This window comes from Planktothrix sp. (genome assembly GCF_046067725.1).
Taxonomy (GTDB): domain Bacteria; phylum Cyanobacteriota; class Cyanobacteriia; order Cyanobacteriales; family Microcoleaceae; genus Planktothrix.
Genome location: NZ_JBJUDF010000074.1, coordinates 1 through 12,372 on the forward strand (window position 1 = coordinate 1; position 12,372 = coordinate 12,372).

Annotated in this window: 9 protein-coding genes and 1 pseudogene; 5 read left to right on the forward strand and 5 right to left on the reverse strand. The window is 40.8% G+C overall.

The genetic code is table 11. The features are described 5' to 3' along the window. The 3 genes and pseudogenes from ACKPEB_RS04170 to ACKPEB_RS04180 form a co-directional block, all read right to left on the reverse strand. Positions 1–380: pseudogene (locus ACKPEB_RS04170) on the reverse strand (transposase); the annotation flags it as partial. Between the two features lie 182 nt (positions 381–562). Then, the gene (locus tag ACKPEB_RS04175; protein ID WP_408963562.1) at positions 563–1,117 is read right to left on the reverse strand and encodes a hypothetical protein; all 555 of its coding nucleotides are present in this window, start codon (positions 1,115–1,117) and stop codon (positions 563–565) included. A 106-nt stretch (positions 1,118–1,223) separates the two neighbouring features. Continuing rightward, the gene (locus ACKPEB_RS04180; protein ID WP_408963563.1) at positions 1,224–1,610 is read right to left on the reverse strand and encodes a DUF1830 domain-containing protein; all 387 of its coding nucleotides are present in this window, start codon (positions 1,608–1,610) and stop codon (positions 1,224–1,226) included. A gap of 379 nt (positions 1,611–1,989) precedes the next feature. Between ACKPEB_RS04180 and ACKPEB_RS04185 the strand changes: the two genes are divergently transcribed. Then, positions 1,990–3,561: a photosystem II high light acclimation radical SAM protein gene (locus tag ACKPEB_RS04185; RefSeq protein ID WP_408963564.1), complete on the forward strand. Its 1,572-nt coding sequence runs from the start codon at positions 1,990–1,992 to the stop codon at positions 3,559–3,561. A gap of 70 nt (positions 3,562–3,631) precedes the next feature. Further along, on the forward strand, positions 3,632–4,564 hold the full coding sequence (locus ACKPEB_RS04190; RefSeq protein ID WP_408967512.1) for a DNA cytosine methyltransferase: 933 nt from the start codon (positions 3,632–3,634) through the stop codon (positions 4,562–4,564). A gap of 122 nt (positions 4,565–4,686) precedes the next feature. Here the strand turns inward: ACKPEB_RS04190 and ACKPEB_RS04195 are convergent, their stop codons facing one another. Further along, the gene (locus ACKPEB_RS04195) at positions 4,687–7,383 is read right to left on the reverse strand and encodes a DEAD/DEAH box helicase (RefSeq protein ID WP_408963566.1); all 2,697 of its coding nucleotides are present in this window, start codon (positions 7,381–7,383) and stop codon (positions 4,687–4,689) included. Between the two features lie 306 nt (positions 7,384–7,689). Between ACKPEB_RS04195 and ACKPEB_RS04200 the strand changes: the two genes are divergently transcribed. From ACKPEB_RS04200 to ACKPEB_RS04210, 3 genes are all read left to right on the forward strand, one after another. Beyond that, positions 7,690–8,826: a succinylglutamate desuccinylase/aspartoacylase family protein gene (locus tag ACKPEB_RS04200; RefSeq protein ID WP_408963567.1), complete on the forward strand. Its 1,137-nt coding sequence runs from the start codon at positions 7,690–7,692 to the stop codon at positions 8,824–8,826. A 174-nt stretch (positions 8,827–9,000) separates the two neighbouring features. After that, positions 9,001–9,825, forward strand: a complete 825-nt coding sequence (locus ACKPEB_RS04205) for a biotin--[acetyl-CoA-carboxylase] ligase (RefSeq protein ID WP_408963568.1) — start codon at positions 9,001–9,003, stop codon at positions 9,823–9,825. Then, complete coding sequence (locus ACKPEB_RS04210; RefSeq protein WP_408963569.1) at positions 9,809–11,506, forward strand: peptidoglycan DD-metalloendopeptidase family protein; 1,698 nt, start codon at positions 9,809–9,811, stop codon at positions 11,504–11,506. Before ACKPEB_RS04205 ends, ACKPEB_RS04210 begins: the two co-directional genes overlap by 17 nt. Before the next feature lie 71 nt (positions 11,507–11,577). Here ACKPEB_RS04210 and ACKPEB_RS04215 read toward each other — a convergent pair whose 3' ends face one another. Further along, positions 11,578–12,108: a phosphate-starvation-inducible PsiE family protein gene (locus ACKPEB_RS04215; RefSeq protein WP_408963570.1), complete on the reverse strand. Its 531-nt coding sequence runs from the start codon at positions 12,106–12,108 to the stop codon at positions 11,578–11,580. Between the last annotated feature and the right edge of the window lie 264 nt (positions 12,109–12,372).

Consider the following 12,372-nt stretch of genomic DNA (forward strand, 5'->3'; position numbering starts at 1 on the left):
GTGACTTGCCTTTTGGTGGGATGTAATGACCAACCCGATGTTTTGTATTCAACGGAACGGCCATCTTTCTGGAATTGGGGATATCCTTTTTTACCCAAAATCTTTTTCTTACAATTGTCATAAAAACGACTAATGGCAGTCGATCCCCGCTCGGCTGCGGATTGAACTGCCATTGAATTTAGATCGTTAACAAACGAGAATTCTTTTCTGAGAATTGTAGAATATTTGTTTAAGGCAAACTTGTCAATCTTCAATTCTCTGGAATGATCTATCCAATATCTAATCGCTTTGTTGCGAACAAATTGGGTCGTGCGAATGGCTTGCTCAATCGCTTGATATTGACTAGGTTTGCCTTTAATTTTATATTCCAGAACTCTCATGAAAATTTCCGGGTTTCGACCGGTTTCTATGTTAACATAAATCAGGAAAATATTCACGGGGAATAAATTCCCCTGAGTCGTTTTTCATCTCAGGTCTGTTGGCGTAGCCTGCCGTAAGGCATAGACACGCTCGTTTTCAATCTCCCACCTTGGTCTTATAACGAGATCGATTACGGTTGAATTTAACCGTTCAATGCTGTAGAAATTGTCCAAATATCGACTAAACCCAATAATAAACTACACCCGAATAAAATCAAATACATCCAAGGTTGAGCCAAAGGACGTACATCGGTTGTATCAATCCCCGTTTGAGCTTGAACCATTGCCACAAACCGGGAAAAACCAGCCATTCGCATCGGGAGCAAATATCCCTCTCCGGTTTGAGTTAAAAAATAATAAACCAGTCCTCCTTGTCCTGTGGTTTTAGGTTTCAAGGCTTTGATTTGATTCCAGGGAAGCGACCAACCTTTGCGAAATCCCGGAACGAGTCTCACCCAAGGGGAATAAGTCACTTGAATTCCCCACTCATCCACAATTACTTGTTCAGTCAGCAAACCATAAAGGATTATGGCTCCGAGTCCAATTCCCACCCAGAGAACCATCGGCGGAACAGGAGCCTGGACAGCTTTTGACAAAAAAGGTAAGGGGATCATCAGCACCGTGTAAAGACTTAACAAGGTGATGCGAATAATCGCAGAAATGCGAAATACAGTAGGACTAAGGGTTTCAACGGTCATATTAAAGCAGTTTATACACGGAATGACACCCAGCACTGAATCTCAATTAACCATTAATTTGCAGTGCCCCAGGTGTCATAATTTTGTTATCACAATTTTCTTAAAATTAATCAACAGAACTTAAAGCAGGAGTTGTTAAAGGTTCCAGTTTAACATTACGTTTACTGGTAAAGGTTCGCGGTTGACTTAGGGGTTGAGAATTCAGCGTTACAGGTTTATGATCCGAGCTCATGGAAGCTTGATCAATCTGGAGACGCTCACAAGGAATATTATCAGCAATAATAGCACTGGCCATACTGCCGGTATGAATTTCTAAGGTCGCTTGGGGGATCGCCTCAAACACTAAACGTTGTCCAGGGAAAACCACGCGCTCAAAGTACCAATTCAGAACGTTACTAATGCGAGCGATCTGAATATGGCTGGTAGCGTTAACATAGCAGCACAAAATTCGACCAGAACTATTTGACGGTAGGGGATCAAGAATTTGAGCCATATCTGAAATCAAGAAGCTTTGAGGTAATTATTTTTTACGGATTACCTGTCACGTTAACATTTGCTGATCCCCGTTGGTTGTAACTGCCACTACCAATCCGAGATTATACTTAGCCATCTTAGGGAAACATCTCAACACAGTCAAAGGTTTCCCGTGATTTTAAAGAAATTCTTTTAAAATTAAGATTGGGAAAAAACGAGGGTTTCAAGGGATGGGGATCAGTCAATCTCGATGTCTGATGCTGATCCAAACTTGAAGGCGTTCTCAGATTGCTAACCCTAAACTTGCGAAAATTCGTTATAGTGTTAAGGAATCTTAAGCAAACTCGATATAACTTCATCCATTACCGTCCCAGTTGCGCTTGACCCACAAAAGTCCTATGGAAGATAAAATCCTTTACGTTCGCCTCCCCTGTAACCCGATTTTTCCGATTGGGGTGGTTTATCTGTCTGATCACGTTCACAAACTGTTCCCCAGCGTTCAACAGCGCATTTTTGATTTAGGGGCGGTTCCCCCTTTGGATTATGCTGCTGCGTTAGATGCTTGTGTTGATGAGTTTCAACCGACATTATTAGTCTTTTCTTGGCGAGATATTCAAATTTACGCCCCGGTTGGGGGACGGGGTGGCAATCCCCTACAAAATGCCTTTGAATTTTATTATGCAAAAAATCCTTTGATTAAGTTACGCGGTGCTTTAGGAGGATTACGGTTAGCAACTTCCTATTATACCGAACTTTGGCGCAATTTAGGATTAATTAAACGCGGTTTATATCGCTCTCAACGATATAATCCCCAAGCGCGAGTTGTGGTTGGTGGCGGGGCTGTCAGTGTTTTTTATGAACAGTTAGGAACAAGTTTACCCAAAGGAACCATTGTTTCGGTGGGAGAAGGGGAAAGTTTACTTGAAAAGCTATTAAGAGGGGAAGATTTAGCAAATGAACGTTGTTATATTGTAGGAGAAACAACACCCCGTGATCGCTTAATTCATGAACAACCCATGAATTTTGAAAAAACTGCCTGTAATTACGATTATATTGAAAGTATTTGGCCGGAATTTCAATATTATTTCCAAGACCAAGACTTTTATATTGGGGTACAAACCAAGCGAGGGTGTCCCCATAATTGTTGTTACTGTATTTACACAGTGATTGAAGGGAAACAAGTTAGAATTAATCCCGCCGATGAAGTGGTTGCGGAAATGCAGCAACTTTATAACCGAGGAATTAGAAACTTTTGGTTTACCGATGCACAATTTATCCCTGCTCGTCGCTTTATTGATGATGCGATTGAATTATTACAAAAAATCCTTGATGCGGGGATGACCGATATTCACTGGGCGGCTTATATTCGAGCGGATAATTTAACTCCAGAATTATGTCAATTAATGGCAAAAACGGGAATGAATTATTTTGAAATTGGCATTACCAGTGGTTCCCAAGAATTAGTTAGAAAAATGCGGATGGGATATAACCTGCGAGTGGTCTTAGAAAATTGTCGAGATTTAAAAGCCGCCGGGTTTAATGATTTGGTTTCGGTGAATTATTCCTTTAATGTGATTGATGAAACCTTTGATACCATTCGTCAAACTATTGCCTATCATCGCGAATTAGAAGCGATTTTTGGGGCGGATAAAGTGGAACCTGCCATTTTCTTTATTGGGTTACAACCCCACACCCATTTAGAGGAATATGCCTTTGAGCAACAGATATTAACACCTGGGTATAATCCGATGAGTTTAATGCCTTGGACAGCGAGAAAATTACTGTGGAATCCAGAACCATTAGGCTCATTTTTTGGAGAAGTTTGTTTAGAAGCGTGGAACCGCAACCCCAATGATTTTGGTCGGACGGTGATGGATATTTTAGAAGAACGCTTAGGACGAGCACCATTAGAAGAAGCGTTAAGTGCACCGATTGGAAAACCGGAAAAACAATTAGCAACAATCCGTTAATTTCAACTTCATTTCTAGGGTGTGTTCGTGTCGCGCAGACACCACACACCCTCAATTATTTTTGAAAATAATGGAAATGAAACTAATCAATCTTAAAGTTATAGATCTTTTTTCCGGTTGTGGTGGGTTATCTCTGGGAATTCAAAATGCGGGTTTTGATGTAGTTGCTGGTTTTGACAATTGGGAATTAGCTGTTAAGACTTATCAAAAAAACTTTAAACACCCAGCATTTCTGGCGGATTTAGGCGATTTTCAAGGAGTGTTTGATATTATTCAAGGATTTCAACCTGATATTATCGCTGGAGGGCCACCTTGTCAAGATTTTTCGAGTGCTGGAAAACGGGATGAAACTTTAGGTAGAGGAGATTTAACGATTTCTTTTGCTGAAATTGTTACTATGATCAAGCCTCAATTTTTTATCATGGAAAATGTAGACCGATTTGTCAAAAGCACCAAATATAAAGACGCAAAGCAACTTTTTAAATCGGCTGGTTACGGTCTGACTGAAAAAATATTAGATGCTAGTTTATGCGGTGTACCCCAAAGTAGAAAACGATTTTTCTGGATTGGAGAACTTGGTGGAGAAGATCAAAAAATAGAGCCTTATTTGAACAATAATCTAGCTAATCAATCTCTGACAATTCGACAATATTTTAAGAGTATCGGTAAGACTTTAGATGTTGAGCATTACTATAGACATCCAAGAAGTTACAAAAGGCGGGGCGTGTTTAGTATTGACGAACCTAGTCCAACAGTTAGGGGAGTTAATCGACCGATTCCAAAAACCTATCAAGCTCATCCTGGGGATTCAGCGTTACTATCATCAAATGTTCGTCCTTTAACCACTCTTGAAAGAAGTTATCTACAAACATTCCCAGAGCATTTTATATTTGAAGGTTCTAAAACTAATCTTGAACAATTAATCGGTAATGCTGTACCCGTAAAGCTTGCTGAGTATGTTGGTCGTTGTCTGGCGGAGTATATTGCTAATATTCCATCCTGAAATTGATACTACAGATAATCTCCTAAACCCACGTAGAGACGCGCCTTAGCGTAGCGATGCCGAAGGCTATTGGCGCGTCTCTACAGGGGACAGATGCGTAGATCATCGTCCCTACTGTAGAACTAATCCACCGCTTCATTAATCGGGAATCGATCAATTAAATGACGGGCGCGAATGGAATTTTGTTTTAAAGTTTCGCTTAAATGAGGTACATGAGGTATTTGAGAGAGAAAATCTAAGGTACGCCGGAACATTCGGACAATATCCCCTTCATCTAAACTGGTATTAGCAACTAACTCTAACCAATCGGTTTCTAAAGCCCATTGTTCAATTAAACCCGTTAAATCTCGTTCTAACCAAATCGGTAACGCCACCCGATAGCGTCGTTGTTGCTTAAATAACTCCTGACGCAGCCCCCGCAACCGCCCTAGAGTATTTTCCACATCGTCTGATAAATTATAGCGTGTCCAACTATCGGGACGATAAACTTCTGTCACTAACGCAGCACAAGCCGCCGCTAAATGATGGGGGTCAAGGTCATCAAAAATCCCCGATTTTAAAGCTAACCCTAACCATAATTCATTATCACCTCGTAAAGCCGCCGTTGCTTGACCTAAATCCGTCGGTTTCAATTCATCTAACGCTTCAAAATATTGCAAAATCGAAATTAAAGCCAAAAATTCCTGCCAATGACGAGCTAAATCATCTTCTAATTCTGTTCGTCGTTCTTGAATCATTTCGTCTAATTCTGCCCAACGTTGCCAGCGTTTTAATAGTTTATTCGGTTTCCCCCATTCATGAATCGGATGGGCATCTAATTCTAATTCTAATCGTTCGACTTGTTCCTGTTGAATCACCACTTCTGGGGGCGGTTCAGGTAACGTTAAATTAGGAATGTGTTGTGCCATCGCCACCGTTAACTCATCGCCTTTGCGACATTGCCCCAATTTAAACGGAATATTAGGAATTTCCAGATAATCCACATTTAACCGTTGAGAGGAGGGTTGTACAATCACAATATCGGCTGAACTCACCACATACCAACGATTATCCCGCCCTAAACATAAGAAATAGGGCGCTTGTCCTGAACTGGGAGTTTTTGCCACTAACACCGCAGGAATGGGGTCAGCTTCCAAACCCCGCGCCGTCGGGACGTGCTTTCCCCGTAACCCGATAATGGCTCCTAACGGCGTTGAATCCATCGTCAAGGCCATTTGGTGCATTCGACTGTCTTCGGCTTGACGTTGTAATAACTTTAATAAACGGCGTTCTTCTCGCAAGCGTTCATAGATTTTGCCAAAACTGGCTAAGATTTCCTCCAATAATGCCATGTTTTGTTCACCTTGAAAGCCAAATTGTGTCTCAATCAATGCTAATTCCGCTTGCATAATTTCGATTTCTCGTTGAGCCGGAATTAAATTAATGGTTGATAAATATTGTCCGAAACTGCGTTCAATTAATTCTTTTGCTTCTTCTAAAGTATGGCGTTGTAATAAATTCAAAACCATGCCATAACTTGGGGTAAATTGACTCACTAACGGGTCAGGTTTAGAAGTAGCTAAATAGGCGGCTTCTTTTGCTCCTTCAAAGGGAGTTTGTACCGTTACCACATACCCTTCAATATCCATTCCTCGCCGTCCAGCCCGTCCCGACATTTGCAAAAATTCCGAGGGTTTTAATAAGCGATGACCATCATCGGTGCGTTTCGATAAACTTGAAATCACCGTTGTTCTAGCGGGCATATTAATGCCAGCAGCAAGGGTTTCTGTGGCAAATACGACTTTAATTAACCCTTGTTGAAATAACTCTTCAACTAACCCTTTCCAAGTCGGTAATAATCCCGCATGGTGGGCAGCAATGCCTCGATATAAAACTTCTAATTGTTCGGGGCGAATGCCTTCTGGACTGGCAGCAACAAAGGCATCAATGCGTTTTTTTAATAAGGCGGCTTCGGCTTCATTAACTAAAGATAAATGACGAACTTCTGCAACAGAGCGATCGCAACCTTTACGACTAAAGATAAAATAAATAGCAGGTAACATATCCCGTTCTTGCAGATGGGAAATAACCGCCGTTAAATTGGGAACATCATTGCGATTTCTCCCGCGTTGTGGGGGAGTTCCTTTACGTTCTTTGAGGCGAGGATTAATTTTTTTAAGCGTATTGTCTAATAAAGGAAATAACCCTTTGGTATTGCAAAAATGATATTGCAAAGGTACAGGTCGAAAGTTAGAATAAATTAACTCGGTGGGGCCATGAACCCTAGAAATCCAATCGGTTAATTGTTCACTATTGGCAACCGTTGCGGATAACGCGACTAATTGAATTTCACGGGGACAATAAATAATTGACTCTTCCCAAACTGTCCCCCGTTGGCGATCATTCATATAATGGCATTCATCCAAAATCACCGCCTCGACTGCTTCCAGGGAGGTTCCAACTTCGCCAATCGGTGTACCATAAAGCATATTGCGGAAGATCTCCGTTGTCATCACCACCACCGCCGCATCCCGGTTGATGGAAATATCCCCTGTTAGTAACCCCACTTTTTCTGGCCCTAATACCTCTCTAAAGTCCCTAAATTTTTGATTAGATAAGGCTTTCAAGGGTGTGGTGTAGAAAACTCGTCTGTTGCCCGCCACTGCCCGATGGATAGCATATTCCCCGACTAACGTTTTCCCTGAACCTGTTGGCGCACAGACGACAACGGATTTTCCTTCATTCAATGCGCCAATGGCATTGTACTGAAAGTCATCCAGGGGAAACGGAAACAGGGTGTTGAGATCCAGTTGGGGATCGTTTTGGGTAGAGTAGGACACAAGAATCTAAATAATATGGCTAATCTTAATTGTGCCTAAATTTTAGCTCGAATGACAGGAGAGTGGGAGAAAACTGAATAAAAATAGAAAGTTTCACATCCTCAGAGGCGGTGTTCTGATTCAGTTGTCCCTTGATTGTCCCGGTCATTGTATTCTAAAACTCACTATAGCAATCCTATTTGAGTTGTGAACAATAACTTTAGGGGTTGGGTTTTCCAACCCAGAACCCTAGAGGGTTTGGCAACCAAACCCCTACAATAAAATATTACAACCTATTTAGAAGTTCTATATCCTTTTAATAGTCTGATGATTCCTAATATTGTAACTCTTCCTTTAGTCAAACTTGCTTCTGGCGATCAGTTAGGGCTCCAAGTTTATCAATTTAATGGATCTAAACCGGGTAAAAAAGCTTATTTACAATCTAATTTACACGGAGCCGAAATTAGTGGGAATGCCGTTATTCAAGAGTTAATTCAATTTTTAATCAGTTTAGATACAGAACAATTAACCGGAGAAATCTGGTTAGTTCCGGTTTGTAATCCTGTGGGTGTGAATCAGCGATCGCATTATTTTTCTTCCGGTCGATATGATCCGTATAATGGTAAAGATTGGAATCGAATTTTTTGGGATTATGAAAAAACAGGTGCTAATATTGCCCAATTTGCCCAAGAGCATCAACATTTAAACCTTCAGGAGATTCAAACTCAATATCGACAACTGATTTTAAATCAATTTCATCAATTATCTGAATCAATAAAAAGTTTTTTAGGAGTGACCTACGATCAATATTATCGTTATCAACTGCAAAGTTTATGTCTGGATGCGGATTATTTAATTGATTTACACAGCGCAACCAATGATTCTATCGATTATTTATATTGTTTTCAAGGTCGAGAAGAAAGTGCCAAAGCTTTTCTCTTAGATTATGGAATATTATTGAAGGATGTTTATGATGGCGATGCTTTTGATGAGGCATTGATTAAACCTTGGTTAGCGTTAGAACGAGAATTTCAAAAACTAGGAAATCATATTCAATTTGAGATTGAAGCTTGGACATTAGAACTAGGTTCTGGGTTAGAAATGAATCCTGAATCTGTAGAAAAAGGAGTTCGCGGGATTAAAAATTATCTCGCCAGCAAAGAGATGTTATCCATTGACCATTTTCCTTTATCTCAAACTCAAAATCATAAAATAATCTTAAAGCTAAAAAATCAACTCGAATATTATTATTCTACCACAGGAGGGATGCTGAAGTTTGATGTAAAATTAGGAGAAAAAGTTCAGAAAAACCAAAAAATCTATGAAATTTTAACATTTAATAAAACGGGAGAATTACCCCAAATTCAAGAATTTTTTGCCCAGTCAGATGGGATTATCCTTGATTTGGCTAAAAATCATTCGGTTAATCAATGCAATTATGTTTTAGGGCTTATGCCGTTGTAGATTGAAGATCTCAGCATAGTGCCGCTCATTGAATCGATATAAAGTAATATTTTAAATCCAAAAAGAGGCATTTTCTCTGTTCCAATAAAGTTTCCTTTATTACTTTATAATAAATGGAGGGTTCCTGGCTTAGTCAATTAATTGAACAAACAACTCAACAACCTAAAATTTGCTGTGACTTTCAATTTATCTCGTTTACAATCCGCCTTACAAACCCTCATGGAGACGTGCTATGACACATCTCTACTACCAACTATTCACTATTTTGATACCTTAGTTTCAACGAATCAAACCGCTTGGGAATTGTTAGAACAAGGTGAACCAGCAGGAACCGTTGTTATTGCTGGACAACAAACGGCTGGACGGGGACAGTGGGGGCGACAATGGCAGTCAAATCAAGGAGGGTTATTTTTATCAAAAATTGTCGAATTCAAGCTTCCTGTGGCGAAACAAGCTCAATTCACCTTATGTTCGGCTTGGGGTATAGCCACTATTTTACGCGATCGCGGTTGTCCGGTTCAACTCAAATGGCCGAATGATTTAATTTTAAATCAAAAAAAATTGGGCGGAATTCTCACCGAAACGAAAATTTCTCAACATTATATTACCCAAGCGGTTATCGGAGTTGGTTTAAACTGGAGTAACCCTGTTCCTGAAATCGGAATTAATTTACAAACCTTTTTTGCGAAGGCAGAAAAACCCTGTTCCTACACAGCACCACCGATTCAATCTTTAGAATTTTTAGCCGCATTAGTGATACAGGGATTAGATCTCGGTATTCAACAATTATTAAGTGCTAATATTAACAAGGTTTTAACGGATTATACCCAACTGTTAACCTGTATTGGGAAGCCGATCTCCATCGCCGAGCAAACGGGTGTGATCTTAGGTGTTTCGGAACAGGGGAACCTGCGAGTGGGTCTGTATCCCAAAACAGAAATTGGATTTTCTCAAGAAATTGAGCTCCAGCCCGGTACAATAAGTGTCGGCTACAGTTAAACGGTTAGATCATCATTGGTTGTGTGAAGAAATGACGGAACCCAGCTACTCCCATCCCCAATCTCCATCCTCCCCCCGTGCCAAATCTCGACCGTCTCGCCACGTGGTTCAATATCGTTATGGTTTAAATTGCTTATCAGGACGATACACACTCTTGGGTTTAGGTTGTCTGACTGGTTTAGTGCTATTAACTAGCCGTGTAATTGCGACGGATGAATTTTCGATTCCTGTAGAAGCCGAGCCTGTGGAAGCGGTTTCTCCCTCCGCACTCCCGCCCACTCAAGACGTCTATTCTACTGAAACTCCCGCAGAATATAGTGATCCGGTTGGGTTTCCTGATGTTGAACCCCTGATTGAACCGGAAACATCCTATAGTGAACCTGCACCGATTACTGATAATTTTATAGAACCTGAACCGGATTATTCTGAACCAGCCTATCATCCTGAAACAGAATATTATTCTGAACCGTTGGAACCGGAAATTCCTAATATTGTCCCCCCACCGCAACAGGAAATTGTTTTACCCGAACCAGCACCTGCAACAGATTCTCCAGCGAATGCTTATATTGATACAACAGATTACCAAATCGGCGCAACAGAAGGTTATGAAGCTCCCTCTACCGTCGTGTTTTCTGACCGTTCAACCGGATGCGAAACCGCTTTACAGCTAGGACAAGCCGCCGGAGATTTATGCTCTCCTGCTTATCCTTCACCCATTTATCAAGCGGATAACAATTCTTTTCCCTATAGGGGCAATACTCCCTATATCGGAAATATCAATCCCTCCATCCCTAATCCCTTAGTGAATCCACAGACGGTTGCTTCTGAGTCTAATCAATTTTTCGCAAATTCTGAACCTACCCTTGGAGGAAGTTCTGAGGGGAATTATTCTTCCTGGCAACCTCAACCCATTGATTATGGGTCTGGAGGCTCCTATGGAGGGGAAGTCGCGGTGACTGGGTTTAGCTCGATTGCAGTTGGCCCCATTGCTGTCAGCAGCATGAGTAATTCGGGTTTGGCTTATTATAATCGTACCCAACGACCTGCGGCGGTTCGGGGAAATGGCGATACTAACCTGCTTTTCCCCTTGAGTATTCCAGCACCCATTACTTCGTTATTTGGTTGGCGACAACACCCGGTTTTGGGTTATGGCCGTTTTCACACGGGGATTGATTTAGGCGCCGATGAAGGGACTCCTGTTGTTGCTTCCTATTCGGGTCAAGTGTCCATTGCTGACTGGTTAGGCGGGTATGGAATGGCCGTTGTCCTGAATCACTCGGAAAAATCCCAGGAAACCCTTTATGCTCACTTGTCGGAATTGTTTGTTAAACCTGGAGAAACCGTGAAACAGGGAGAAGTCATTGGACGAGTGGGAAATACGGGAATGTCAACGGGGCCACACTTACACTTTGAGTTGCGGAAGTTGACCAGTCAAGGTTGGGTGGCGATTGACCCTCGCAATGATCTGGAGGTAGCACTGGCTCAATTATTGAATACCATGAAGGTGGCGGAAGTTCCTTCATCGGAATTTATTGCGAAATTAGAACAAAATACAAAGAATGTCGAAACGGGAATCCCGAAATTACCGCCTTTACCCCCAGGAATTGATATCATGATTCCGACTTTAGAACCTCCAACCCTAAACTTTGGATTTGCAGAAAATATTAAAACTCCGGGGTAGAATTTAAGATTGATGAATGCCAAGGCTGTTTAATTTATTAAATAGCCCTGACTTCATTAATATTTCTGGGGTTAATTGGGGGAAGAAATTTCTACTGAGTCTGTGTGAGGGTGAGGGGTTTGTATCCATTTGTAACGCTGCGTAATCCGACGTTCAGGATTAATTCCTTCAAAGGTTGGCGGAATCCAAACCCGGACTAATAAAATCACAGCTAAAACTAATAAAAATCCACCCGTTGCTAAAATTTGAATCCATTCGGTTTCTAAAACTCCTTTAACGATAACTTCTCGTAATACGGAAACAATGGAAACTTCCACCGCAACTCCAATTGAAATGCGTTTTTCTTGTAAATAAATAATTAACAAGCGAAACAGTTCAACCAGAATTAATAGGAATAAAATATCTGCTGTGACTTCTTGAAAGTTTAAGGGAGGTAGCAGAGAGAAAAACATTTCTCTAAGTTGCAAAACCATAAAACAAAATAGCCCAATACATAAAGAAATGACAATTAAGTCTTGAATCATTTCTAAGGTATTGATAATCCGAAATCGTCCTAACCAGGTTGGCTTCAATTCAGATAAGGGTTCAAGAGAATTTTGCATTGTTGGTTTTTATTCCTATCTTTTATTAGACTATTTTCCTAGGGTATACAATTCTGGCTTATAAATAAACATAAAAGTTATTAAAATTGCTTATAATATAAATGATCGAACCTGTATCAACGTCTCAAAGTCTTGAGATCGGATGGATTGAATCTTGGGAATGATTGTCCCTGTGTTAAGTTAGAGAGGAATAGATTTGAGGTCGTCGAACCTAGGAGCAACGCACTCTACAAAAGGGTTAGCATTGTTAAGAAACCATAACCA

Excerpts from the sequence above, each read along its gene's own strand:
- ACKPEB_RS04175 (WP_408963562.1), bottom strand. The coding sequence starts at position 1,117 with ATGACCGTTGAAACCCTTAGTCCTACTGTATTTCGCATTTCTGCGATT.
- ACKPEB_RS04180 (WP_408963563.1), bottom strand. The coding sequence starts at position 1,610 with ATGGCTCAAATTCTTGATCCCCTACCGTCAAATAGTTCTGGTCGAATT.
- ACKPEB_RS04185 (WP_408963564.1), top strand. The coding sequence starts at position 1,990 with ATGGAAGATAAAATCCTTTACGTTCGCCTCCCCTGTAACCCGATTTTT.
- ACKPEB_RS04190 (WP_408967512.1), top strand. The coding sequence starts at position 3,632 with ATGGAAATGAAACTAATCAATCTTAAAGTTATAGATCTTTTTTCCGGT.
- ACKPEB_RS04200 (WP_408963567.1), top strand. The coding sequence starts at position 7,690 with ATGATTCCTAATATTGTAACTCTTCCTTTAGTCAAACTTGCTTCTGGC.
- ACKPEB_RS04215 (WP_408963570.1), bottom strand. The coding sequence starts at position 12,108 with ATGCAAAATTCTCTTGAACCCTTATCTGAATTGAAGCCAACCTGGTTA.